Genomic DNA, 23,054 nt, shown 5'->3' with positions numbered 1-23,054 from the left:
GGTGACCGCAAAGCGGGACACGGCCGTGGCGGATTGGCGTTATGGTTCCTAGCGTCGCAGGGCGATGACGACGACCACCACGGTCGCCAGAGCGAGGATTCCCAGCCCCACGTACGCGAGCACGTGAAGGCGCTGCTTCCGAATTTCCCGCTTCGATTCGCGAGCCGACAGCCCAATCATCTTGTTCCCCATACCGGGAACAGTACGCCGCAATTGTTTCGCTCGGGCAACAAACGGGATAACTCCCACGAAGTTCCCAGACGGCAGCCTCTGGCCGGGATTTGTGGCCCCTTCGCCTATAATGACATCTGAATACTTGTTCATACGTTGGAGGTCCCGTGGCTGCCCGTGAAGCCGTCGATGAATGCGGCGTGAAACTTGTCGACCCGGACAAGGTCGAACTCGTCCGCGCGTCCCTGCCCTCGGATCATGACATTGCCGAGCTTGCTGATGTGTTCTCGCTATTGGGCGATCCGGGACGCTTGCGTCTGTTGACGTCCCTGCTGGAAGGCGGGGAACTGTGCGTGTGCGACCTCGCGGCGACGACGGCGATGAGCGAGAGCGCGGTCAGCCACGCGTTGCGGCTGTTGCGCGCCCACCGGGTGGTTTCCGTTTCGAGGCGCGGCCGGATGGCTTATTACCGGCTGGACGATGCCCACGTCCGGATGCTGCTGGACCTGGGCCTGACCCACACCGGCCACACCGTCGCCGTTCACCCCGAGCGCACGGCTCGTTCCAAGAAGGACAGTGCCCAATGAGCACCAACCACACCCACGACTCCCCAGGCAACACAGCCAAGCACCACGGCCACAGCCACGCGATAGCGGCGGACGCGGACCGGCGCTATCTGGTGATCGCGTTGGCGTTGATTGTCGGGTTCATGGTCGTCGAGGTGATTGTCGCGGTCGTCTCCGGGTCCCTGGCGCTGCTGTCGGACGCCGGGCACATGCTTACCGACGCCGGGGCGATCGCCGCCTCGCTGTGGGCGATCAGCCTCGCGGCCCGTCCGGCGCGGGGAATCTGGACGTTCGGGTTCAAGCGCGCGGAGATCCTCTCCGCCGCGGCCAACGGAATCACTTTGCTGGTCATCAGCGCCCTCGTGGCCGTGGAGGCCATCCACCGCCTCGTTGATCCGCCACCGGTCGAGGGCGGTCCGGTCCTGGTCGTCGCGATCTTCGGGGTGATCGTGAACCTCGTGGCGGTGTGGGTGCTGGCCAAAGCCAACCGGTCCCGCCTGAACGTGGAAGGATCCTTCCAGCACCTCCTGACCGACCTCTACGGATTCATTGCGACGGCGATCGCCGGGCTCGTCGTCCTGACCACCGGTTTTACCCGTGCAGACGCGATCGCTTCCCTCATCGTGGTGGCCCTGATGCTGCACGCCGCGTGGGGGTTGCTGCGGGACTCCGGGAGGATCCTCCTGGAAGGCGCACCCGAAGGTGTGGACCTGGACCAGGTCAGGAAACACCTGCTCGAAACCGGGCATGTGCACGATGTCCACGATCTGCACGTCTGGACAGTGACCTCGGACCTGCCTGCTCTCTCCGCGCACGTTGTCCTGGACGAGAGCTGCTTCCACGACGGACATGCCCCGCTGATCCTTGATGAACTGCAAAGCTGCCTCACCGGGCATTTCGACGTCGAACACTCCACCTTCCAGCTCGAACCCGCCGGCCACGCCGTCCACGAAACCGGAACGCACTGATGACCACTCCCCTGCCTCAGCAAGGAACCAAGGACCGCGTGATCTTGTTGCGCCGCGGGTTGCGGCTGGAATACGCGACCCTGGGCTGGAACGTGGTGGGCCTCGGCGTCCTGGCAGCCGCCGCCATCCAGGCCGGTTCCCCGGCACTGGCGGGTTTCGGCCTGGATTCCCTGATCGAGATCTTCGCTTCGATCGTGGTGGTGTGGCAGCTCAAAGGTTCCCACAAGGAGCGCGAAGCCCCTGCGATGCGACTGATCGGGATAGCCTTCGCAGTGCTAGGCGCCTACTTGCTCATCCAGGTGGCCGTCGTGTTTGCCACGGGAGTCCGCCCGGCCACCTCAGTTCCGGGGATCGCCTGGACGGCGCTGACCTTCGTGGTCATGCTCGCCCTGGCGTGGGGCAAAATCCGCACGGGGCACCGCATGGGCAATCCGGTGCTCAGCGCGGAAGGAAAAGTGACCCTCGTGGACGCCTACCTGGCCGGCGCGGTGCTGGCCGGGCTAGCACTGAATGCCCTGTTCGGCTGGTGGTGGGCCGATCCCCTGGCGGGAGCCGTGATCATCTATTACGCAGCCCGGGAGGCCGGTCACGCCTTCAAGCACACCGCTTAGTGCTGCGCTTGCGTCTCCTGGAGCCGCTTGATGAACCAGCGTGATTGCTCGGGTCCGTAGGGAAGCACCGGGATCGCTTTGGTAGCGTCCGACGGCGTGTCCCGGATCGACTGCCTGGCCTGCCGGACCGCTGTGGACATGGTGTTGGCCATGGTCTTCACGAACTGGTCGCTGCACGGCTTGCCGTGGCCGGGGATGAGGAACTCGTAGCGGTGGCGCAAAGCGGAGATGTGCCGCAGTGCGTCGGCCCAATCCTCCGGGTAGGAGTCCTCGAACGAGGGATGCGCACCTTGTTCCACGAGGTCACCGGCGTAAAGGGTGCTGGGCGTGCCGACCAGGAGGTCGCCGTCGGTGTGGCCACGGCCGAGGTAGAACAGCGTCGCGGTGAGGCCGCCGAGGTCAACCAGCACAGGCTGGTCCTTGACGATCGCGTTGGGAATGACGATCTCGACGGCGTCGCCCTGGCCCGCGGCCATCTCAGGTTCCGTGGCGGCGACGAAGCGGCGCTGGTGGTCGCCGTCGTCGTCGATTGTCGCCGCACAGTTGACGTGCCCCCAAAACTCCGTGACGCCGTCGTCGGCAAAAACGGCGTTGCCGAAGTAGTGGTCGTAGTGGGCGTGGGTGTTCACGACGACGAGCGGCAGCTGGGTCTTTTCGCGGACGGCGGCGAGGATCTGCTTGCCCTGGCGGGGGCCGCAACCGGTGTCGATCACCATGGCTCGTTCGGTTCCTACAACGAGGCCCGTGTTGAGCAGGCACCCTTCGGTCTCCAACACGTAGTTGTTAGGGCCGACTTCGAGCCATGCTGACATTGTTTCTCCGTCTGATGCGTTCCGGCAGTGTTCAGGCCTCGATTCTACCCACGTGGAGCTGGGAGGATCGGGAGCGCCTTTCCTTCCAATTGAGATTTCATTCCAATGCACGCCTGCTGGATTGTTCGCCTGTAGTATTCCCCTTGTTTGCAGGTCCCGGGCTCGGGGGGGAGCTAAAGGCAAAGGAATGATTTCATGTCGCCGCGAAAACCGTCTCATTTTGCATTGACCGACGCCGGGTTGCGGGCCAGCGGGAAGACTGTCGAGCGGCCGCTCAAGCAGCTGAGTGGGCTGCGCCGCCAGGTCCTGGAAATCATCGATGAAGTCTTGTCGGACTCTTCGCAGGCGACGGACGCTGTGCGTGAGCAACTTCGCCAGCACATTGCCGCCCACCCCGGGCATCCGGAAGAGGCGTTGCTGGAGCACTTGTCTGAGCTCAGGTCGGAACAGCCGGACCAGCAAGGCGGGCAGCAGCGCGAACAAAGCGAGCCCGGCGAGCAGGACCAACCCGGCGATCCGGCCCCGCAGGGCGAGCCCGAGTCTCAGCACCCAGGCAGCCCGCGGCTCGAAGCCGTTCTCAGGGACCACATGCTGATGACCGCCTTCCAGCCCGTTTTCGACCTCAGCACCGGCACGGCTGTCGGCGCCGAGGCTTTGACCCGATTCGTCAGCGACAGCGGAGACCCTGCGGATTTCTGGTTCGCCGAGGCCGAGGACTCGGGGCTCCGGACGGATCTGGAATTCGCGGCGTTGGAATCGGGGCTTGAGGCCGCGCTGAAGCTGCCGCCCCACCTTTTCGTGGCGCTGAAGCTTTCCGACGAGGTCTGCCTGGACCCGCGTCTTCCTGGGCTTTTCGAGCAATCCCCGCTGGCGCCCGGGCGGGTGATCCTTGAAGTTTCCGGGAAGTTCCCCCAGGATCAGGCTGATTCGCTCGACGCGGCCGTGGCTCCGCTGCGCAGTGCCGGCGTGCGCTTGTGCATCGAGAACACGGGTTCCTTCTTCGCCGGGGCCAGCCATATTCTTCGGCTCAAGCCGGAGATGATCAAGCTGGAGCGGAATCTGACTGCAGGCCTGAACCTGGATTCCCTCCGGCAGGAACTCGTCGCAGCGGAGGTCGCGTTCGCACGGGAGATCGGGGCGGTCTTGACTGCCCAGCGCATCGAAACCAAGGACGAGCTGGACACTCTTACGGGCCTGGGCGTCACCCTTGGACAGGGGTATCACCTTGGGCGGCCTTCGGTCCAGCCCCGCGAATGGGCCAAGTGGGGCGGGAAGGCGCGGCATCTCGCTTCTCCCGGCGGTCGCGGCCGGACAGCGAAGACCTGACAGGCCGCGCAGGACTCGGGACGTCTCAGGCGGTTACCGGGCGCTCCGGGCCTCGGTGCTGTTCGATCAGCCAGGAGGCCATCTGTTGGGCTCGCTTCGACGCCAGGACGTCGCCTTCGGTGGCCGAGATGATGGATCCCTTCATCAGGATGTGCCAGGAGCGCGCGAACTCCTCGGTGCGTTCCAGTCCGGCTTCTTCTGCCAACTCCTGGATGTGCCCCCTGATCCTGGCAAGGTAGCCGATGCTGGCTTTGCCCAGGGGATGTTCACGCCCCATTTCAAGCAGGACGTTGATGAACGAGCACGCCTCAAAATCCTCCCGCTGGAACCAGTCGCCGAAGACGTCGAAGATCGCGAGCAACTGCTCCTCGGGGGTGTTTCCCCGGTTCCGGGCGTCGGAGATGATCAAGTCCACGGTCCAGATCTGGTCGCGAAGCGCCAGGAAGGCAAGCACCAGATCGTCCTTCGAGGGGAAGTGGCGGTAGAAGGTGGCCTTCGCTACTCCTGAACGCTCGATGAGCTGATCGACCCCCACCGCGCGGATCCCGCGGCGGGAGAAGAGTTCGTAGGCGGCGTCCAGGATACGATCCACCGCGTCATCACGGGTGGTCGTTTGTCCGGCTGGCAATGAAGACGAACCGGGTGCTTCCGAGGCATCTGGCGTACTCATGGTGAAAGCAATCGTACTCGCAGAGCAACCAGACAGACCGGTCTGTCAGACCCCATTTTTCGTTGACTCGGCACAGGCAACCCGCGACGTCGGGGCTCCCCTCTTGCTTCTCTTGCGGCCTTCTGCTTCTCTGGCACTACCGGGCCGCCGCCGCGCTAATTCCGGTGTGGGCCGCGGCCGGCTGAAGGGACATGGGACGCTATGACTTCTCTGTGGCTAGACGCCCGCGAGGCTTCCGCAGTTGCGGGCCCCGATGAATTCATGCCAGGGAACAGTTACGACGCCGTCGTGGTCGGCGCCGGGATCACGGGCCTGGCCACGGCCCTCATGCTGGCACGGACCGGCAGCAGCGTGCTGGTCCTCGAGGCCCGGCACATCGGGGCGGTCAACACCGGCAACACCACGGCCAAGTTGAGCCTTTTGCAGGGCACTACGCTGTCCAGGCTCCGGAACCAGTATTCGGTGAACGTGGTCCGCGCGTACGTTGACGCGAACAGGGCGGGCCAGAAGTGGCTGCTCGATTACCTTGAGGGCCGGGGTGTGCCTTTCCAGTACCGGGATGCCTACACCTTCGCCACTACACCCACTGGCGCGGAACACCTCGTCGCCGAAGCCAACGCTTCCCGGGCGTGCGGGCTCAACGTCAAGTCCACCCGCGAGACCGGGCTGCCGTTCGACGTCGACGCCGCCTTGCGGCTTGCGAAGCAGGCCCAGTTCAACCCCATGGACGTCCTGGATGCGCTGGCTGCGGATGTCCGGGCCGCCGGCGGCAGCATTGTGGAGGGTATCCGCGTCATGAACGTCCGCAACGGCGATCCCCTGACGGTGGTCACAAGGAAGGGCGAGGTCCGCGCCCGCAACGTGGTGCTCGCCACCGGGACACCCATCCTGAACCGCGGACTGTACTTCGCGAAGCTGCGGCCCAATCGTTCGTACGCCGCCGCGTTGCGGCTGCCGGACGGCATCAGCCCGCCTCCCGGAATGTACCTTTCCGCGGAGCCGCCCACCCGCTCGCTGAGGGACTATCCACTGCCCGACGGCGGGTCGTTGCTTTTGGTGGGCGGGTTCGGTCATGCGGGTGGCCGGGCGCCGTCCACGCAGGTCCATGTGAATGAGCTCCTCGGTTGGGCCCAACAGCACTATCCGGGGGCCGAGGTCACGCACACGTGGGCTGCCCAGGACTACCAGGCCGGCAATCTCATGCCGTTCTTCGGCAGGCTTCCCCGGGGCCACGGGAAGATCTTCTTCGGCACCGGCTACAACAAGTGGGGCATGACAAACGGTGTTGCGGCGGCGCTGGATATCACTGCGGATATCCGTGGCGAAAAGCCGGAGTGGGCCCGCACGATCCACCACCGGATCACCGGTGCCCGCGGGGCGGCGTCGACGATTTCGCTCAACGTAGAGACACAGCAGCAGAATTTCCGGGACAAGGCGGCCTTGAAGAAGAAGCCGGCCATCACGGAGGAGACCAGCCCCGCCGAGGGCACGGGCGTCACAGGACTTTTCCATGGGAAACCCGCCGCTATCTGCACGGTGGATGGCGTGGTGTGCAGGGTGTCGGCAGAATGCGCGCACTTGGGCGGGATCCTGCACTGGAATGACGCCGAGAAGTCCTGGGACTGCCCGCTCCACGGCTCGCGCTTCTCGGCCGCGGGCAAGCTGCTGGAGGGTCCGGCGACGCACAATTTGTTCAAGCTGCAGTAGGGATTGGCGGGAAAAGCGATGCCTTCGGAGCCGCACCCCGAGATGAATGGATTTAGCAAATATACTGAGTGGGCACCTAGTCCTGCCCGGGGGCGCGTGCGGTCCTGAAGGAGTGTGTATGGCGCCCAAACGCGTTACTTTGGCAGATGTTGCAAAGCTCGCCGGACTTTCGACCACGGCCGCCTCGATGATCCTCAACGGACGTCCGGATACCCGGCTGTCCCAGGATGCGCACGAGCGTGTGCTCGCGGCCGCGGCCGAACTGAACTATCGTCCCAACGTTGCGGCAAGAGGGTTGAGGACGCAGAAGACACGGACCATTGGTTTCATCTCGGACCGTGTTGCCACCACCAGATTCGCAAGCGGCCTGATTGAAGGTGCTCTCGCGGCGGCGGGAGCGGCCGACCATGTCATGCTCGTCCTTGAGACCGGAGGCGAAGCCAAACTGGAAGCCTCGGCCCTCGAAGCCGTACTCGATAGGCAGGTGGATGGAATCGTCTTTGCCTCCATGCGGGCCCGCGAGCTGTACATTCCGGAACTACCGGCCGGGACGCGTTCAGTTCTCTTGAACGCCACGAGTCAGGGGCACGCTGTCAGCGTATTGTCCGACGAGTACACCGGGGGGAGAACCGCTGTTGAAGTGTTCGCCCGTCACGGCTTCACCGACGGGGTGGCCGTGCTCGGGTACTCCGAAGAGGCCGAGCACGGCCTGTTCCGTTCGGTCGCCGTCAGTCGGCGGGTGGACGGCGTCAAGGATGCCCTCGCCGAACACGGAATCGACGTCGCCGTCTGGGAATCAGTCTGGCTCTGGGACGCGGATACCGGATACGTGGCGGCGAAGAAGATCCTGCGTCGGCATCCGGGCATCCGCGCTCTGCTGTGCATGAACGACCGGCTCGCCTTCGGCGCTTATCAGGCGATTCAGGAGAAGGGCCTTCGAATTCCGGACGATATTTCGATTGTGTCGTTCGATAACGACGAACTGGCCTCATATCTGCGTCCGGGCCTCACTACGGTTGCCCTCCCCCACGAACAGATGGGCAGGCATGCGGTCAGCTTGCTGCTATCCGACGATGCGGCTCCAGGCGAGCGACTGGTGCCCATGCCATTGATTGAGCGTTCATCCGTCATTGATTAGGGTTCCATGATTCTTCTCAAGGCGCGCACGATGGATGTCGCCCGGGGATCGTCCTGGTTTTCGAGGGTGTTCGTGACATAGCCGAAGCCGACGTTATGCACGGGATCCGCGAAAGCGACTTGACCGCCCGCGCCGTCGTGTCCAAACGAAGAGGACGTGAGGAACTCCCGTCGTGGAGACGAGAGCATGAACCCAGTTCCCCACCGGGGGTACGGGCCAGGAAGCCACCAAACAGGCTCTCCCTCGCTCTGGACCTGGGTCATGTCGTTGACGACATCGCTCTCCACAAGGGTCACGCCCTCCGTCGGAGCCACTGTAGCTGACCAGATCGTGGCGAGTGCCGCGGCCGTGGCGATTCCGCCTGCGCCCGGAACCTCGGCCTGATGCACCTCGGGCGAGTCGAATCCTGCGCCTGCGACCACCAGCTCGGGCGGGAAAGCCGTTCCCAGCGTCATCGCCCGGCCGGCCCAGTAGAGATCGTCCTCATCCGGTTGCCGGGTGCCGCTCGCAGGCGCATTCCGGATGCTGTCCCCCGCATTGAGTCTGGCCACCAGCGGCTCCACCGACGGCGGGATCCCGATCCACGCGTCGGCGCCCAACGGACCACTGACGGACTTTTGCAGGAACGAGCCCACGCTGGTACCGGTAATGCGGCGGATGACCTCGCCTACGTACCAGCCGTAAGTCAATGCGTGGTAGCCATACGCCGTTCCAGGCTTCCACAGCGGTTCCTGCGAGGCCAGGACGGACACAATCGACGGCCAGTCGAGCGCGGTCTCAAGGCTGATGTCTTCCCGGGGCGCCGCAAGCCCGGCACGGTGGCTCAGGAGCTGCCGGACTGTGATCGCCTCCTTGCCGGCAGCCCCGAACTCCGGCCAGTAATCGGCAACCGGCCTGTCCAGCCCGAGCCGGCCTTGGCCAACCAGCATGGCAGCAAGGATTGCGACGAGGCCTTTCGTGCAAGAGAAGATCACCGTCGGCGTATTACGTGCCCAAGCACTTCGCCCGTGCCGGTCGGCGAGGCCTGCCCACAGGTCGACGACCGTCTTACCGCCGACCCTGATGTTCAGCGCAGACCCGCCTTCGCCGTCGCCGACGCTTGTGCGGTAGGCATCGGCGACCGGGCCGAAGCCATCAGCCGCGAATCCATTTACTTCATTCATGTGCATCTTCTCCTGGGGAATCGGTGGAATCGGGGTGCGACGCTCAACCTTTCACGCCGGAACTTGCCACGCTGGCGACAAAGGATCTCTGGAAGATCAGGAAGACAACAAGCACCGGCAAGACAAAGAGGACTCCGAACGCTAGCACCGGTCCCCATTCCGGCGGCTGTGCGTTTTGGAAAACGCTCAGCTCCAGCGGAAGGGGCCGGAGTTTGGTGTCGGTAATCATGAGTACTGGCCAAAGATATTGGCCCCACTGGCCCAGGAAGGTCAGAATGGCTACCGTCGCGTAAGCTGGCAGGCTCATGGGGGCCACCACTTGGAAGAGGGTCCGCACCGGTCCGGCCCCATCGATCGTTGCCGCTTCTTCCACCTCCACGGGGATGCTGAGGAAGTACGTGTAGAAGAGGAAAATCGAGAACGCATTGGCCAGGAAGGGCAGGGCCTGGACGTATAGTGTGTTCCGTTGGCCGGAGAGCATGTAGTAAAGAGGCAGTGCCACCGCCTCGAACGGGATGATTGTCATGATGGTCACCAGGAGGAGCACGATGTTGCGTCCCCGCCACTTCATGCGCGCCAGCGCGTAGCCGGCGAGTGAGTTCACTAGCAGACCTCCGAGTACAACAATGGCGGTAACCGCCAGGGAGACCCCGGCGAACTGCCACACATATCCCGTGGTGTCGTTGGAGAACCGGTTAAACACGCCGGCATAGTTGTCGAGCGACAGGTCCGATGGAACCAAGGCGCTCAGGCCGCCCAGGACTTTGTCACCAGGCCTGAGGCTTCCGACCAACAAGTAGTACACGGGAACGAAGAAGATCAGGCCGAAGAAGACGAGCAGTGCATAGCGTCCGGTCCTCGAGAGCAGCCGGGACCGTTTGATGCTTCGGACGCGGGTCATCGGATGCTTCCTTCCTGACGGACGAGCCGGCGTTGGATGACGGCGACGATGGTGACAATGACGAGGAAGACCACGGCCATGGCTGCGCCTTGGCCGATGTTGTTCTGGTCATAGCCGGTAGTGATGACCTGGTACATCATTGTCTGGGTCGATTCGATATCAACGGATCCGCTTTGGCCGAGAAGGTACACCTGGTCAAAGAGGCGGAAAGAGAAGACCGTGGTCAGCAGTGCCACGAAGATGAGGGTGTTTCGAATTCCGGGCACGGTAACGTGCAGGAATTGACTCCATCGTCCAGCGCGGTCCAGGGAGGCAGCCTCATACAGGTCATGGGGAACAGCCTGCAGTCCCCCGAGGAGGATGATCATCTGGAAGCTCACGCTCTGCCAAATCGACATCACGATGATCGCCCCCATGGCAGTTGCGCTGCTTCCAAGCCAATCGTGCGGACCGACGGAACCGCCCGTGAACAGCGAAATTGCGGAATTCAGCAGGCCGTGGTCATCCCGTGCGAAAATGAGCCGCCACACGACGGCAACCAGGGCCAGCGGGAAAACGAGTGGCATGAAGAACATTGTGCGGAACACGGCCATGCCACGGAGCTTGCCGTTCACCAGAAGCGCTAGTCCCAGGGCGAGCGCCGTCTGGACAGGCACCACCACGGCCGCGAAGGTGAAGTTGTTACCCAGCGAATGCAGGAAGGCCGCGCTGATATCAGGGTCGGTGAAGAGCCTTGAATATTGCTCCAGCCCAATGAATCGTGGGGCCCGGGTGCTATTGAGCTGAAGCCGGTAGAACGACATCGCGATGGCGCCAAGGAACGGGATGGCGAGGAAAACGGCGAGAAGGATGAGCGCGGGGGCGGCCATCACCGGGCCCATGATCGCATGGGACGAGAGCCGCTTTCGCCGCTGGGTGGGCGGCGCCGTCCGCCTGGCCTGGGATCGAATAAGAAGAGTCATAACCTAGCCTTCGACGGTTACCGTACGGGGTAGGCAAGCCCACCCCGTACGGTAGCGATCACTTGTAGTTGTTGTTGTCCGCGAAATCGCGGTCGATCGCCCGTGCGGCTGCCTGGAGACTTGCAGCCACGTCGGCCCCGCCCCAGATGGCGGTAAGAGCCTTGCCGAACGATGACGTCACCACCGGATAACCCGCTGTCACGGGCCGCGATACGGCAACGCACTGCTGGGACAGCCGATCCTCTGTGGGGCAAGCTGCGTCGAGTTGGTCCCGCAAGAAAGCCAAGGGCTTGCCCGCTCCGTAAAGCGGAGAGGAGGCTGCGGTGGTTTTCGTCGCCGGCGGGGCCCCGTTAGCAGCGGTGTAAGTGGAAACGACGGGGTCGCTCATGAGGAAGTCAAGCAATTTGCCTGCTGCCGCGCCGTTCTTCGTGTGCCCTCCGAGGCTCCAGGCGATCGTTCCGGAACCGGTCTTTGCTCCCTTGCCGAAGTTGGGCAGCGGGCCCACGACGAGGTCGTTCCCGAGTGCCTTGGCATAGGCCGGGTACATCCAGTTGCCCATCCAGTTCAGCGCCACCTGACCGGACTGAAAGGCCGTGCCGTCACCGTCGGGGTTGGTGAACTGTTTCCACGAGGCGAACTTCTTCAGGGCGTTCACCGCAGTGTCCGAATCAAGCGCACCGGAAGCTTTGCCGTTGGCTATCATCGGTGTGCCGGCAGACCACAGGACCGGAGAGAAGCCGTAAATGCCGTATTCGGAGCTCAGTCCGTTGTTCTCCGCGATACCGAGAGGCTTGCCGTTGGGCACGACGGCGGAGAGCTTCTTGAGGACCTCGGTGAATTCGTCCGCAGTCCAGGCCTCTGACGCGCTCTTCGGCATCGTCACCCCGGCTTTGTCGAGCAGCTTCTTGTTGCCCCACATTGCCAGACCGGAGTTCATCATGCTCACGGCGTAGAGTTTTCCGTCCACGGTGTTCTGGCCTTTGACGGCGTCGGTCTGGTTCTGAACGGTGGCCGCTGAGACGTAGTCCGACAGTGGAGCGATCTTCTGCCCGTAGGCCAGGTTGGCGATCTGCGGCCCGTCGACTTCCAGGACATCGGGAAGGTCAGCGGGGCTGGAGGTCTGCAGGGCCTTTGCGAAAGAGTCAGCTGGCAGGAACTGCATCTTGACTTTGATGTCCGGGTGGGTGGATTCGAAGTCGGAGACGATCTTCTGGATCGCCGTGTTCTCCGCGGACTGGCCATCCAGCGCCCAGACCTTCAGGGTGCCCGTGCCGGACCCTGCCGAAATGTTCGATGCCGCCGACGGCGAGTCGGAGGCCGATGGTGCGCCGCAAGCCGCCAAGGCGACCGAGACGAGGGCGGCCAGGCCGCCCGCTGCGATGCTTCGCCGCCGCGGATGCGGGGTTGAGCGGAGGGTACTTAGTGTCATAGCTGGTGACTCCTTCGTCGTGTGAGATCTAAGGTTGAAAAATTTGCTAAATGGTTTTAGCCATGGTTTCGGACCTCTCCCAGGTTGTCAAGAGTGGTCTTTTTTGTTTCAGGGTGTGACTTGGCAAGAATCTCGCGGGGCCAACTCAGTCCCGCTGGACGGTGCGGAGCGCGTCAATAATCTGCGTCGCGCGATCGTCGCCGGCTTCCATCCAGTTGGTGAGGAAGGCAAACCCGGTGCCCGAATCAGGGTCCGCGAACGCTACCTGTCCGCCCGCGCCATCGTGGCCGAAGCCTCGAGGGCTGAGGTAGCTGCGGACCGCGGAGTCGAGCTGGAATCCCGCGCCCCAGCGCGGCCACGGACCGGTCGCATGGTAGACCGGCGCGCCTTCGCTCATGGGCATGAGAGCACGCTCAAGCGTCGCATCGTCAAGGATGCGGGCACCTTCAGTTTCAATGACGGTTGCAGACCAAATAGACGCGAGGGCACGTGCGGTGGCCACACCTCCGGCTCCGGGAATCTGGGCTGCCCGCACTCGCGAGTCGTTGAAACCGCTGGCGTCCCCGACGAGCTCAGGTGGCAGCGCACCCCCGAGAGTCATCGCCTGCAGATTCCATCCATCCGGCATCTCCGCAAGCGCGCGCCCGGCCTGCGCTTGGCTCTCACTCACTTGGACGTGCGCGACTCGATGCGCTTCCGAGGTGGGTAGCCCGATCCAGGCGTCCCCGGTCCACTGAGCGGTTGCGCGTCCGAAGTGGTCGCCGATTGACTCGGATGTGACACGGCGGATGACCTCTCCGGCGAGCCACCCGTGCGTGATCGCGTGGTAGGCATAGCCGGTGCCCGGTTCCCAGAGCGGGTCCTGCAGGGCCAGCCGGGAGGTCACATAGTCCCAGTCGAGGATCTGCTCGGTAGTGAATGGAATACGGGGAGCCGACAGGCCGGCCCTGTGGGCGAGGAGCTCTCCGACCGTGACATTCCCCTTGCCCGCCGTGGCGAACTCGGGCCAGTAGAGGTGAACGGGGGCGTCGTAGCGCAGCCGGCCTTCCTGGACCAGCCGCGCGGCAAGAATCGAGACGAGTCCTTTGGTGCAGGAAAACACCACGGTAGCGGTGTCTTGCTCCCACAGAGATCCCGTTCTTTCATCGGCAACTCCACCCCAGAGGTCCACCACCGTTTCTCCACCGACGAGGATAGCCAGGGCCGCACCCATGGTAGGACGGCCGTCGAATGCTCGGATGAAAGCTTCAGCCACCGGCTCGTACCCAGGTGCGACGGTTCCTTGTGTCTGCGTATGCGTCACTTGACGGCCTGCCGCTCTTGAAGCTCTGGGGCGAGCACAAAACCGTGACCATTCCATTCCACATCGCGCGGATCGGAAATGCGCCCGACGAAGTCACCCGTACCGGAAAGGTTCTCGAAGGCAAGAAGAACCGGACGCCCTGAACGGTTATGCACGATCCGACCACTGTAGAGGTGCTCGTCTGCCAGAAGGCTGGCCTGGTCGAGGTCGAAGGGACCGAGCGGTGAGGCTGCAGGGGCGAGCCATATCCCGCCTGGTAGCCCGGCCCGGGGCCCGGCGAGATGACTCCCGTCGCATGAAAAAAGCAGCCAGTCGCTCCCGGACAGCCCGACAATCTGGGGAACTTCGAGGTGAGCGAACCCGGCACTTCCTGTCAGCGCGGTGCCCACACTCCAGTTTTCAAGGTCGTCGGAACGCGCGTATCCGATAACGCCCCGGTTTCGCTCGTCGGGTCCACTCCGGCCGCGGGCAGTGATGACCATATGCCAGGATCCCGACGCGCTCTGAAATACCCAGGGGTCGCGCCAAGCTTCTTCGTGCCAGACGCTGTCGTCCAAGGTTTCATAGCCTCGCGGATCAGCATTCAGGGCGAAGTCAGCGGACTTGTGCCAGGTGTGCAGGTCGCGAGAAACCGCTACGCAAATGGTCTCGATATTAGTGATGGCGTCCGGACGTAGGAATCTCGAACCGGTGTAGAACATCCGCCAGAGCCCATCATCGCCACGTACGACACTTCCCGTCCAGGTTGCCGAGGCATCCGGTTCCGACGGTCCTCCGTGGACGAGAACCGTGCCGTGGTCCCGCCAAGTATGCAGATCCGCGGAGGTGGCATGGCCGATGGATGCGTTGCGGTGTCGAAGCTCGGGGTGGCCGAGCGATTTCGGGGCCTGCAGGTAGTAGAGATGGTAAGCCTCGCCATCGTCGGCGATCCAGAAATCCCACACCCAGTGGTCGTTCTTTGCGAATGTCATCGAGCGAACACCTGCTGGCGCGTCGCATCGAAATCTCGGCGCCGGGGAGCAATCGAAAGCATGAAGGAGTCCTTGTCTTTATCCGAAGAGTTGCCCGAAGAGGCGGTTTAATTCCTTGGCTAAAACCATTTAGCACCATATTCATGTCCAACCAGCAAGATGTCAAGCTCCACGGAGCACCTAGGTCGCGCTGGTTCCGTGGCGCCGCGCAGTCAAGTCGAAAGGCTGGTGCGATACGAGGAACCTGCAACCCGGCAAAAACTACGGTGACAAGGCAGTCCTGAAGGAGAAGCCGTCCATCACGGAGCAAACCAGCCCTGCCGAGGGCACGGTCGTGACCTGGCTCTTCCATGTGAAACCCACGGCTATCTGCACGACTCGCGCTTCACGGCCGCGGGCAAACCGCTGGAGGGGCCGGCCACGCACAATTTGTTCAAGCTGCAGTAGGGGTTGGCGGGCTGGAACTCAGCGCGGGTTGAGGCCCAATCGTGCCGCCAGCTCGCCGGGGCGGTTGAAGCGGTAGAAGAATGGACCGAGTTCTCCCCTGTCCAGCGTTGAGGTCAGGGCGATGAGGCTTTCCAGCAGTGGAGCCTTCGTCAAGTCGCCGAGGTGGATCGGCTCGAATCCTGCGTCCCTGATGAGCTGCTCGGCCACCTGGCGAGCATCGGCGTCGGACGCGTAGAGGGTTCCTGGTGGCATTGGCTCGGCGTCGACCGCCTCATAGATCGACGCGAAATTGGTGTTGAAGGCCTTTGCGGTTGGGCCGCCGATCATCGCTTTGACCTGATGGGCGATCGAGTCGTAGCCCGGCAGCCGATCGCCGAAGGCATTGCTGGCATCGATGGTCACGTTGCCGTCGAGGCCGGCAATGTTGGCGAGCCCGACGGCGATCGAGTCTCCCGGGATGGCGACCACCACGACGTCGGCGCCGGTGGCATCACCGCCGTCACGGCTGAGCGCAGCCGCGTCGTGGCCTGCGGCTGTCCAGCGTCGAGCGAGGGCGCCGCCGACGTGACCCCGCCCAATCACGGTAATCCGCATGGATTCCACCTATTCATTTCGCGGCAAGCACCGACGACGGGCGCCTTCCGGAGGCAGCACCGCCGACTATTCGCTGGGGCACACCGGCTCGTGGCCACCCGATTCACCACGTGAATTTCGTTCGGCGTCGAGGCAATCATCGCAGCGACCAACGAATTGATGTGGGCAATCGGGGCCGCCATCGCCCTCCCCGCGGAGCAACGTAACTCTCATTCCGGCATCCTAGTCCCCCGCGCTGATCGTCGGAAGGCGTCCTTGCCGTGTCCTTCCTGGGAACAGCGAATGACCAGCCAGGCGTAGGGCGAGAAAACGCACCCGCAGTCGACGACGCTAATCCTCCTTTTCAAATGCCAAATTAATTACTCAGGTAGTAGGATTTCGCACGAAATTCTCTTTCAACAAAGACAAAAACGCCGTATGATTACTTGCAAGCTGTGAGTCTCAGGGGGGCACCTATATGAATAGGAGTTTACCTTGCAGCGTCTACATATTATTGCCTCAGCTACCGCATGCCTGTCTTTGATTGCGACCATCCTTATTGCCGCACCGGCACAGGCAGGTACTGCTCAAAGAAGCACGACACTACAGGAACGGGTAGATCAGCCGATACGGGCCGATACCAGCCTTGGAGTCCAGTCTGTCGCGTGGGATCAGGGGCTGTCGCCCGGGCGAAGCGCCAGTCCACTGCATGAAAACGCCAAGAAGCACGACGGCGTGTATGTGATGGACGGGAACGCCCCCGGAAGTGCTACTGTCCAAACGCAATCCCCCTCGGGTTCGGTACGGATTACCGTTCCCGGCAAAAAGTCAGAGACGAAACCTGCCCAGCTTAAGGGCGTCCCGATCGGGCACTTCATTGGCGAAGGCGCACCACTTTTGACCACCGCCCTGACCGGCGCGACAACGACCACCTACAGCATTCCACACGGCTCGCAAACATTGATCACAGTCGAATCGGACAAGGCACCTCGCTATTACCGATTCCCATTAGCTCTCTCGGCCGGATCCACCGCGAAGGTGGAAGCTGACGGTTCGGTACTCATTCGAGACGCCGCGGGAAGAGTTACAGGCACATTCGTCTCCCCGTGGGCATTCGACGCCGACGGCAAACCGGTGCCAACGACATTCAGGATTGAGGACGGTACCTTAGTTCAGCGCATTGACTTCAATTCCTCGAACGCATTTCCCATAACGGCCGATCCGAGCATTCAGTGGGTACCGTGGCCAGTCCTCGCGATCAGCGGCGCCGAGTTGCAGGTACTAGCGGGCCTCACGGCCACGGTTTTCGTCGGCGGAACGTGGGCAGGCTGCACATTCAGCAAGCTGACCGGGTGGATCGCAAAAGTCGTGAGCCAGATTTGTACCGTGATCGGCGTGGGTGGTGTTGCGTCTGTGATCGCTATCATCAATGGCACGTTTAGGGGTGCCAACCTTGTTGCCACAAAGTGCTATGGCATTAATCTTTCCAACCCGTCCTCTCCGCTACGGGATATGCCTGGGCGAGACTGCGGCTTCTGAGAGAAGGCAATCGTGAAATGGTACAGCTACGCGCATCCGCCGATCTTTATGGTTTCCCTGGCGATCCTTTTTATGACCAATTGGGACCTGTGGCTTCGAATCCTCTTACCATCGGTGGTTCTGGTGTTGTACGTGGTCAATGAAGCAGTTCTTCACAGGAGGAAGAAGGCCGCACGTGCACTCGCAGCCGAGCTCGAGCGCACCGACCCGATGGTGCACGCCTACCGGGAGCCGCCTTCCTAGTCCCTCGATCGACGATGCCCAATCATGGCGCGGAGGGGAGCGTCCCACCGCAGGGTGGGGCGCTCCTTAGGTCAGGCGGGGACTAAAAATGAATCGGAACTTCAATCGCAAACACCACATATTTTTTACCCAGGTAAGAAACCGGCTGCTCATTGTTGGCGTCATTGTCTGCACGGGCGGAATGCTCTTCGAAACGTTGGCCACAAACTTACGTTCGCTTCTTTTCCCCTCCAAGGCGGGGCCGGCGCGGGCGTCGGGCTATGGCTGACAGGCTTCATCGGTTCAGTCGTGCGCGTCTGGCTTGCCCTACTGAGCGCATCACTCGTAGCTCTGGGCATCGCAGCACACATACTTCGAAACCATATCCCGGACCTTCTCAACAACGATGGGAAGGACGGGTAGGCGGCAGCCAACCCGGTCGCAATACCCGAACCCCGGCAGGCGAGCGCAGATTCAGCGGCGATATCCTCGCGGCATGGGGAACTACAGAACGGGATATCTGGCCAGGGATGAACGGCGTGAGCGTCGGAGAAGGTTTCAGCGGAGACTGTCCTACGTTGGATTGGCGATTCTGGCTGTCGCCACGGGCGTCGTTGTCACGATCGCCCTCCGCCACTGAGACCGTCGCCTGGGGCAAGCACTCCGGCAGGCGGCGTCGCGAAGCGGACCGCGAGCGCGCCGCCGTCGTAATCCATCCTGAGTTGTAACAACTGGCTGCTGCCGGTGAATCGAAGGGCGTGCTCGGATAGCCTTCAACCATGGGGGCTGTGGGGTGGGTTCGGCGGGTGCTGGTTGTCGAAGATCAACCATTCATGCGCGGGCTGGTCGCCGAGGCCTTGAGGGGCGCGGAATTCGACGTCCATGACTGCGCGTCCGCGTCCGAGGCGATCTCCATGTTTGCCGCCGTCGATCCCGATGTTCTTGTGACGGACATCGATCTGGGAACCCGGCCCAACGGCGTCGAACTGGCGCATGTGGTGAGGTCGCTCTCGCCGGGGTGCGCGATCGTTTTCCTCACCAACTATCCGTCGGAGGCTGCCTTTTCCGAGTTGCCGGCGGGATCGACTTTCGTCAACAAGTCGTCCCTTGACTCCGTGGACGGCCTCATCAATGCCGTGAATTCAACCTTGGTGGAGCTTCCGGTCACCGTGACTCCCACTTTGTCGGCGGACGCAGCGCGGATCGGCGCGTTGACGCGTGTACAGCTGGATATCCTGCGCATGATTGCGGAGGGCTGGTCCAACGCTGAAATCGCGAAACAACGGGGAAGCAGCATGCGATCCGTGGAGAAGGCCGTTTCGCGCACGTTCGAGGCGCTCGGCTTGAACCGAATTCCGGGCGTGAACCCGCGTGTTGCCGCAGCGACGCTGTATGCGCGCACGTTCGGGTGGCCGGACCCTGCCGATAGCGACAAATGAGCGGCCGCTCCCCTGCACTCTGGGCCCGGGGCATCGGCGGTGACAATGCCCTGAGTCTCTGGTCGTGGCTTCTGACCCTGCCCTTGTCGCTGACTGTCATGAACGTGTTCGCCGGATCGAACACGCTGTCCGGGACCGGATCGGCCACGATGGTGGGGGAAAGTGCCGGCATCGCGATCCTGCTTCTTGCGCACGTCATGCTTGGTCTTTTGGGGATACTCCTCCGCCCTTTGATCACGGCACGCCCGAGCCTTAAGGGCAGGATCACGACGGCGTTCGGCACCTTCGCGTTGTTGGGCGCCTGCCGCCCGGTCCTCGTCGCCTGGTCCGCGCAGGTTCTGAACATTGCGGACCTCAGCGAAAATCTCTGGGCCCGCATCCTCATCAACGTCGGGATGGCCCTGGTTTTCCTTTCGGCGATTGCTATTCTGACGGACTGCATCCGCGGGCACGCCGTGCTTGAACGCCGGCTCCGCGCCGCGCGGGCAGCGATCGAGACGCAGCTCGGATTCGATGAGAACCGTCTGCGCTCGATCCGATCCGACTATGTCACCGAACTCTCCTCACGCCTTGACGCGGCCCTCCCTGCCGGGATGATGACAAGCCTCGACAGAGCCGAGGCCTCACGCCTGCTGCGGACGATCTCCGATGACGTCGTCCGCCCGATGAGCCACCAGCTCTTCCACGACCACTCACCTTGGCCCCATGACACGGCCCCTCCGCAGCGGCCCTCCCGGGCAGAACGCACCGAGCGACTCACGGATTTGATCCAGGCTTCACCGCTCGCATTGCCTGTGCTGCTCTTCGAATCACTCATCTCAGTGCGTCTGCTGACCGAATACGACGTTCTCTTCCTGCTGGTTCAGTGGGTTGTGGGCGGGGCCATTCTGCTCGCCGGAAACGCCGCGACGGCCCGGACGGTGCGGGGGATCACCAGTCCCCTGCGGCGAATCTCCGCCATGACCCTCTGCTACGCGGGCACGGCCGCAATTGGAGCGTCGGTGACCTGCCTGCTGCAGGACGCATTCGGCTATGCCCCGTACTTCTACTGGTCCGCCATCTGGGCCTATCCGCTGACTGCGCTCACGGTGGCGGTTCTTCGAGCTGCCGAGAGCCAACGACGGCGGCATGAGGTCAGGCTGGCACGCTCGCTCAACGAGCAACTCAAGCTAGCCGACCGCGCGCACCACAAGCTGCTCCACACCCGCCGGCGGGTCGCCCGGATTCTGCACACCAACCTTCAGGGAAACCTGGTTTCGAGTGCCCTCGCATTGACTGCTTCCGGAGGGAACGATCACGAAAAGGATCTTGCCCCGCCGCGGGTGAGGGACATCCTGCGGTGTGCCATAGCTGCTGCGGAAAGTGAGATCCTGGAGGAGTCGCCCGGGCAGTCGGTGCGCGGAGCAGCGAGTATCCAGGACCTGCTGAGTACCTGGGGGCGCGTTCTGAAGCTGTGCTGCGACATCGACCCTGGTGTGTGGGCCTTATGTGACGAGGACGCTGCCAGGGCTGAGGCAGTCATCGAAGTGCTCTCAGAAGGCTTCACCAACGCCATCCGCCACGGTGAACGAAACAATGTCCGCGTCACAATGTCAACGGACAACGGGGCCCTTCACATAAGCATCAGTTCGCCTGGCCGTCTCAGGGGCCGGATCCGCCCCAACCTCGGAATGACGACGCTTCAGGCCCTGTGCAAGGAGGTAACGCTGAGCCAGGATGGCGGCGACGTGGTTCTCCGTGTCAGCCTTCCATGAGTCAACGATGGGTCTCCGTGCCGGCAGATAGTAGTCTTGGACCCAAGTGCAGCACTGCCGCCCACATCCCGCTTTGGTAAGAGGACGGTATGACCCTTCTCCGCGATCCCGAAACACAGGCCACACCGCCTACCCGAAAGAAGCGTTTGTTCTTTCGGTCGATTGCTGTCGTTGCAACCTTGGCGATCGTCTGGGCCGTTGCCGGAATCTTTCTTTATGTGGCTCCGCCGTCTGATGAGCCGCAACACGCGGATGTGCTGTTCGTGCTCGGGCCGCCAGATCAACGCATGGTTTATGCCGAACAGTTGATGCAGCAAGGCTATGCACCCACGCTTGCGGTCTCAAGCCCGGTGGATCAACACGGCCGATTCGAGGCCGGCATATGTGGTGATCACCGCTCGTACCGAATTATCTGTTTCAACCCCGATCCATTCACTACCCAAGGCGAAGCGCGGGCGCTTAAAAATCTGTCTGTCCAGTATGGCTGGAAAAGCGCCAACGTCCTGACGGCCCAGTTCCACGTAACTAGGGCCCGCGTGATCGTCTCCCGCTGCTACACAGGTGACCTGCAGATGGTCGCTGACCGACGGAGTTTGCCGGTAATTTCTTTGATCAACCCCACCGATTCGTGGGCCTACCAGTACCTCTACCAAACAGCGGCATTCGTGAAAGTTGCGATCCACCCGAGTTGCTGAAGGTCAATGAGTGAGCGCGATAGCCGACACCACGGCGGCGATAACGAAGAACGTCACCAGCCCTAGATAGACAAACAGCTCCTGGCGAGTCCTCCGCGCCCGCTTGCGTCGCCATCCCGAACGGTATCCCCCATTGTTCATGGTGTCAGGCTAGAGGCGTCCAAAGAGTCGAATTAAGAGTGATGAGTACCTGTTCTTCCAGTCGCTTTTGAATTCGAGCTTGAGATTATTGAAGGTATCGGACTACAAATCCGCCAGCACTGTCCCCGGGTTCTCGATCGCGTCCGCAACATACCTCAGGAACCCAGCAGCCGTTTCCCCATCGCAAACCCGGTGATCGAACGCAAGCGTCAGCTCGGTGACCTTCCGGACGGCAAGTTGCCCCTCCACTACCCAAGGCTTGTCGATGATGCGGCCTACGCCAAGCATCGCTACTTCGGGGTAGTTGATGATCGCTGCAGAACCGTCCACGCCGAACACGCCGTAATTGTTCAAAGTGAAGGTGCCGCTAGCCAACTCCGTCGGCGTTGCCTTTCCCTCACGGGCGACGGCGGTGAGACGGCGGATCTCAGCATCGAGTTCCCGGGCGTTCAACAAGTGGGCATTGCGGACCGCCGGAACCACGAGGCCCCGGTCCGTCTGCGCCGCGAAGCCAAGGTTGATGCCGTCGAACGCGATGATCTCCTGCATTTCGCCGCCGGCCGTATCCTCTGCTGTGACAAACCGGGTGTTCAGCTCCGGGAATTTTTTTAGCCCAGCTGTGACAAAACGAGCGATGAACGCGAGCAGCCCAGGAGCGCCGTGCGGATCACGCTTCTTGAGTTCGGCACGCATCTCCAGGAGCGCAGTGGCGTCCACGTCGACCCAGACAGTTGCTTCGGGGATCTCGGCGCGGCTGCGGGTCATGTTCGCGGCTACGGCCTTCCGTATCCCGCGGACCGGAGTGCGCGAAGCCACCGTCAGGCCGGTACGCGAATCCTGGTCTCCGGTAGAGGACTGGACAACGGCGGGCACCTCTACCGGCATGGTCTCGCGCGTGGCCCCTCCGATGGCAGCCTCAATGTCGCGACGCAGGATGAGCCCGCTCTCCCCCGAGCCAGGCACGGCGTCCAACGAGACACCATGGTCTCTGGCCATCTTCCGCACCAAGGGGGAAATCACTGCAGAGAGCTTCCCCGGAATCCGCGTACGGGACAAAGAGAGTTCGGCAAAGTCTGGCTCCGGGCTCACCGGAATGGCAGAACCGGCAGAAACCTTCCGCGGCCTGGTGCGGCGGGCCTCGCCACCTCCGGATGTTCCGTAGCCAATGAGGACGTTCCCGGATCCGGCCTTCTCTTCGGTGCGGTAGGTTTCGGCAGCTGCGGCGACCGCGGATGGCTCGGAGACCTTTTCTTCCACAGGCTCGGGCTCAGCCTCTGGTGCAGCCGCAATCGAAGCACCAACAGGAGCGACTGAGATCAGCGGCTTGCCGACGTCGAGTGTCTGGCCGGCTTCGCCGTGCAGCACGGCGACGATGCCCGCGTACGGCGAGGGCACCTCCACCATGGACTTGGCGGTCTCCACCTCGGCGATCGGCTGGTCGACGCGGATCTCGTCGCCCACGGCCACAAGCCAGTTGACGAGTTCAGCCTCGGTAAGGCCCTCCCCGAGGTCCGGAAGCAGGAACACCTGCATTTCTGCGCTCATG

Annotated in this window: 23 protein-coding genes; 11 read left to right on the top strand and 12 right to left on the bottom strand. The window is 62.7% G+C overall.

Going from position 1 to position 23,054, the window contains the following annotated elements:
• Window positions 1–48: 48 nt before the first annotated feature.
• The gene (locus KNN17_RS00295; RefSeq protein WP_241706989.1) at window positions 49–192 is read right to left on the bottom strand and encodes a hypothetical protein; all 144 of its coding nucleotides are present in this window, start codon (window positions 190–192) and stop codon (window positions 49–51) included.
• Between the two features lie 146 nt (window positions 193–338).
• On the opposite strand from KNN17_RS00295, the gene KNN17_RS00290 reads away from it, so the two are divergent.
• The 3 genes from KNN17_RS00290 to KNN17_RS00280 are packed head-to-tail and all read left to right on the top strand — an operon-like array spanning window position 339 to window position 2,316.
• Window positions 339–758 (top strand): ArsR/SmtB family transcription factor, encoded by a 420-nt coding sequence (locus KNN17_RS00290; protein WP_139359675.1) that lies wholly within the window; start codon window positions 339–341, stop codon window positions 756–758.
• Window positions 755–1,705, top strand: a complete 951-nt coding sequence (locus KNN17_RS00285) for a cation diffusion facilitator family transporter (protein WP_241706988.1) — start codon at window positions 755–757, stop codon at window positions 1,703–1,705. The genes KNN17_RS00290 and KNN17_RS00285 overlap by 4 nt, the downstream gene beginning before the upstream one ends.
• Window positions 1,705–2,316: a cation transporter gene (locus KNN17_RS00280; RefSeq protein WP_241706984.1), complete on the top strand. Its 612-nt coding sequence runs from the start codon at window positions 1,705–1,707 to the stop codon at window positions 2,314–2,316. The genes KNN17_RS00285 and KNN17_RS00280 overlap by 1 nt, the downstream gene beginning before the upstream one ends.
• On the opposite strand, the gene KNN17_RS00275 is transcribed toward KNN17_RS00280, so the two are convergent.
• Complete coding sequence (locus KNN17_RS00275; protein WP_241706980.1) at window positions 2,313–3,128, bottom strand: MBL fold metallo-hydrolase; 816 nt, start codon at window positions 3,126–3,128, stop codon at window positions 2,313–2,315. The two genes, KNN17_RS00280 and KNN17_RS00275, sit on opposite strands and share 4 nt — an antisense overlap.
• Window positions 3,129–3,323: 195 nt before the next feature.
• Here KNN17_RS00275 and KNN17_RS00270 point away from each other — a divergent pair, with 195 nt between their 5' ends.
• The gene (locus KNN17_RS00270) at window positions 3,324–4,454 is read left to right on the top strand and encodes an EAL domain-containing protein (protein WP_241706975.1); all 1,131 of its coding nucleotides are present in this window, start codon (window positions 3,324–3,326) and stop codon (window positions 4,452–4,454) included.
• Between the two features lie 25 nt (window positions 4,455–4,479).
• Here the strand turns inward: KNN17_RS00270 and KNN17_RS00265 are convergent, their stop codons facing one another.
• Window positions 4,480–5,124, bottom strand: a complete 645-nt coding sequence (locus tag KNN17_RS00265; RefSeq protein ID WP_241706974.1) for a TetR/AcrR family transcriptional regulator — start codon at window positions 5,122–5,124, stop codon at window positions 4,480–4,482.
• A 201-nt stretch (window positions 5,125–5,325) separates the two neighbouring features.
• On the opposite strand from KNN17_RS00265, the gene KNN17_RS00260 reads away from it, so the two are divergent.
• Window positions 5,326–6,831, top strand: a complete 1,506-nt coding sequence (locus tag KNN17_RS00260; RefSeq protein ID WP_241706973.1) for an FAD-dependent oxidoreductase — start codon at window positions 5,326–5,328, stop codon at window positions 6,829–6,831.
• A gap of 118 nt (window positions 6,832–6,949) precedes the next feature.
• A complete protein-coding gene (locus KNN17_RS00255; RefSeq protein WP_241706972.1) occupies window positions 6,950–7,969 on the top strand; it encodes a LacI family DNA-binding transcriptional regulator in 1,020 nt (339 codons plus the stop codon).
• Here the strand turns inward: KNN17_RS00255 and KNN17_RS00250 are convergent.
• The 7 genes from KNN17_RS00250 to KNN17_RS00220 form a co-directional block, all read right to left on the bottom strand.
• Window positions 7,966–9,132, bottom strand: coding sequence for a serine hydrolase domain-containing protein (locus KNN17_RS00250; RefSeq protein ID WP_241706971.1), 1,167 nt, complete (start codon window positions 9,130–9,132; stop codon window positions 7,966–7,968). The two genes, KNN17_RS00255 and KNN17_RS00250, sit on opposite strands and share 4 nt — an antisense overlap.
• Before the next feature lie 43 nt (window positions 9,133–9,175).
• Window positions 9,176–10,033 carry a carbohydrate ABC transporter permease gene (locus KNN17_RS00245; protein WP_241706953.1) on the bottom strand — a complete coding sequence of 286 codons (858 nt, stop codon included), beginning with the start codon at window positions 10,031–10,033 and terminating at the stop codon, window positions 9,176–9,178.
• Window positions 10,030–10,995: a carbohydrate ABC transporter permease gene (locus tag KNN17_RS00240; RefSeq protein ID WP_241706948.1), complete on the bottom strand. Its 966-nt coding sequence runs from the start codon at window positions 10,993–10,995 to the stop codon at window positions 10,030–10,032. Before KNN17_RS00240 ends, KNN17_RS00245 begins: the two co-directional genes overlap by 4 nt.
• Before the next feature lie 58 nt (window positions 10,996–11,053).
• A complete protein-coding gene (locus tag KNN17_RS00235; protein WP_241706907.1) occupies window positions 11,054–12,424 on the bottom strand; it encodes an ABC transporter substrate-binding protein in 1,371 nt (456 codons plus the stop codon).
• Between the two features lie 145 nt (window positions 12,425–12,569).
• Entirely contained in the window at window positions 12,570–13,679 is a 1,110-nt protein-coding gene (locus KNN17_RS00230) for a serine hydrolase domain-containing protein (protein ID WP_241706906.1), read from the bottom strand.
• 44 nt (window positions 13,680–13,723) lie between these two features.
• Window positions 13,724–14,698, bottom strand: coding sequence for a glycosyl hydrolase family 32 (locus tag KNN17_RS00225; RefSeq protein ID WP_241706889.1), 975 nt, complete (start codon window positions 14,696–14,698; stop codon window positions 13,724–13,726).
• A 465-nt stretch (window positions 14,699–15,163) separates the two neighbouring features.
• Window positions 15,164–15,739: an NADPH-dependent F420 reductase gene (locus tag KNN17_RS00220; RefSeq protein ID WP_241706881.1), complete on the bottom strand. Its 576-nt coding sequence runs from the start codon at window positions 15,737–15,739 to the stop codon at window positions 15,164–15,166.
• Window positions 15,740–16,213: 474 nt separating this feature from the next.
• On the opposite strand from KNN17_RS00220, the gene KNN17_RS00215 reads away from it, so the two are divergent.
• From KNN17_RS00215 to KNN17_RS00195, 5 genes are all read left to right on the top strand, one after another.
• Window positions 16,214–17,257: a hypothetical protein gene (locus KNN17_RS00215; protein WP_241706879.1), complete on the top strand. Its 1,044-nt coding sequence runs from the start codon at window positions 16,214–16,216 to the stop codon at window positions 17,255–17,257.
• Window positions 17,258–17,269: 12 nt separating this feature from the next.
• Window positions 17,270–17,500, top strand: coding sequence for a hypothetical protein (locus KNN17_RS00210; RefSeq protein WP_241706878.1), 231 nt, complete (start codon window positions 17,270–17,272; stop codon window positions 17,498–17,500).
• A gap of 758 nt (window positions 17,501–18,258) precedes the next feature.
• A complete protein-coding gene (locus KNN17_RS00205; RefSeq protein WP_241706876.1) occupies window positions 18,259–18,918 on the top strand; it encodes a response regulator transcription factor in 660 nt (219 codons plus the stop codon).
• A complete protein-coding gene (locus KNN17_RS00200; RefSeq protein ID WP_241706873.1) occupies window positions 18,915–20,672 on the top strand; it encodes a hypothetical protein in 1,758 nt (585 codons plus the stop codon). Before KNN17_RS00205 ends, KNN17_RS00200 begins: the two co-directional genes overlap by 4 nt.
• Window positions 20,673–20,761: 89 nt before the next feature.
• Entirely contained in the window at window positions 20,762–21,367 is a 606-nt protein-coding gene (locus KNN17_RS00195; RefSeq protein ID WP_241706863.1) for a YdcF family protein, read from the top strand.
• A gap of 3 nt (window positions 21,368–21,370) precedes the next feature.
• Here the strand turns inward: KNN17_RS00195 and KNN17_RS00190 are convergent, their stop codons facing one another.
• Together KNN17_RS00190 and KNN17_RS00185 are read right to left on the bottom strand one after the other, a co-directional pair.
• Window positions 21,371–21,508 carry a hypothetical protein gene (locus KNN17_RS00190; protein WP_241706845.1) on the bottom strand — a complete coding sequence of 46 codons (138 nt, stop codon included), beginning with the start codon at window positions 21,506–21,508 and terminating at the stop codon, window positions 21,371–21,373.
• Window positions 21,509–21,610: 102 nt separating this feature from the next.
• The gene (locus KNN17_RS00185; protein ID WP_241706843.1) at window positions 21,611–23,053 is read right to left on the bottom strand and encodes a dihydrolipoamide acetyltransferase family protein; all 1,443 of its coding nucleotides are present in this window, start codon (window positions 23,051–23,053) and stop codon (window positions 21,611–21,613) included.
• Window position 23,054: the final 1 nt, after the last annotated feature.

The sequence above is a fragment of the Arthrobacter bambusae genome (assembly GCF_022606295.1).
GTDB lineage: Bacteria > Actinomycetota > Actinomycetes > Actinomycetales > Micrococcaceae > Arthrobacter > Arthrobacter bambusae_A.
This window is presented reverse-complemented; position numbering and strand designations above follow the sequence as displayed.

What these genes read in the sequence shown, in the direction of transcription:
- KNN17_RS00285 (WP_241706988.1), top strand. Translation starts at nt 755, where the DNA reads ATGAGCACCAACCACACCCACGACTCCCCAGGCAACACAGCCAAGCAC.
- KNN17_RS00270 (WP_241706975.1), top strand. Translation starts at nt 3,324, where the DNA reads ATGTCGCCGCGAAAACCGTCTCATTTTGCATTGACCGACGCCGGGTTG.
- KNN17_RS00195 (WP_241706863.1), top strand. Translation starts at nt 20,762, where the DNA reads ATGACCCTTCTCCGCGATCCCGAAACACAGGCCACACCGCCTACCCGA.
- KNN17_RS00190 (WP_241706845.1), bottom strand. Translation starts at nt 21,508, where the DNA reads ATGAACAATGGGGGATACCGTTCGGGATGGCGACGCAAGCGGGCGCGG.
- KNN17_RS00245 (WP_241706953.1), bottom strand. Translation starts at nt 10,033, where the DNA reads ATGACCCGCGTCCGAAGCATCAAACGGTCCCGGCTGCTCTCGAGGACC.
- KNN17_RS00220 (WP_241706881.1), bottom strand. Translation starts at nt 15,739, where the DNA reads ATGCGGATTACCGTGATTGGGCGGGGTCACGTCGGCGGCGCCCTCGCT.
- KNN17_RS00255 (WP_241706972.1), top strand. Translation starts at nt 6,950, where the DNA reads ATGGCGCCCAAACGCGTTACTTTGGCAGATGTTGCAAAGCTCGCCGGA.
- KNN17_RS00235 (WP_241706907.1), bottom strand. Translation starts at nt 12,424, where the DNA reads ATGACACTAAGTACCCTCCGCTCAACCCCGCATCCGCGGCGGCGAAGC.
- KNN17_RS00240 (WP_241706948.1), bottom strand. Translation starts at nt 10,995, where the DNA reads ATGACTCTTCTTATTCGATCCCAGGCCAGGCGGACGGCGCCGCCCACC.
- KNN17_RS00265 (WP_241706974.1), bottom strand. Translation starts at nt 5,124, where the DNA reads ATGAGTACGCCAGATGCCTCGGAAGCACCCGGTTCGTCTTCATTGCCA.
- KNN17_RS00250 (WP_241706971.1), bottom strand. Translation starts at nt 9,132, where the DNA reads ATGAATGAAGTAAATGGATTCGCGGCTGATGGCTTCGGCCCGGTCGCC.
- KNN17_RS00280 (WP_241706984.1), top strand. Translation starts at nt 1,705, where the DNA reads ATGACCACTCCCCTGCCTCAGCAAGGAACCAAGGACCGCGTGATCTTG.
- KNN17_RS00295 (WP_241706989.1), bottom strand. Translation starts at nt 192, where the DNA reads ATGGGGAACAAGATGATTGGGCTGTCGGCTCGCGAATCGAAGCGGGAA.
- KNN17_RS00260 (WP_241706973.1), top strand. Translation starts at nt 5,326, where the DNA reads ATGACTTCTCTGTGGCTAGACGCCCGCGAGGCTTCCGCAGTTGCGGGC.
- KNN17_RS00200 (WP_241706873.1), top strand. Translation starts at nt 18,915, where the DNA reads ATGAGCGGCCGCTCCCCTGCACTCTGGGCCCGGGGCATCGGCGGTGAC.
- KNN17_RS00275 (WP_241706980.1), bottom strand. Translation starts at nt 3,128, where the DNA reads ATGTCAGCATGGCTCGAAGTCGGCCCTAACAACTACGTGTTGGAGACC.
- KNN17_RS00225 (WP_241706889.1), bottom strand. Translation starts at nt 14,698, where the DNA reads ATGACATTCGCAAAGAACGACCACTGGGTGTGGGATTTCTGGATCGCC.
- KNN17_RS00185 (WP_241706843.1), bottom strand. Translation starts at nt 23,053, where the DNA reads ATGAGCGCAGAAATGCAGGTGTTCCTGCTTCCGGACCTCGGGGAGGGC.
- KNN17_RS00205 (WP_241706876.1), top strand. Translation starts at nt 18,259, where the DNA reads ATGGGGGCTGTGGGGTGGGTTCGGCGGGTGCTGGTTGTCGAAGATCAA.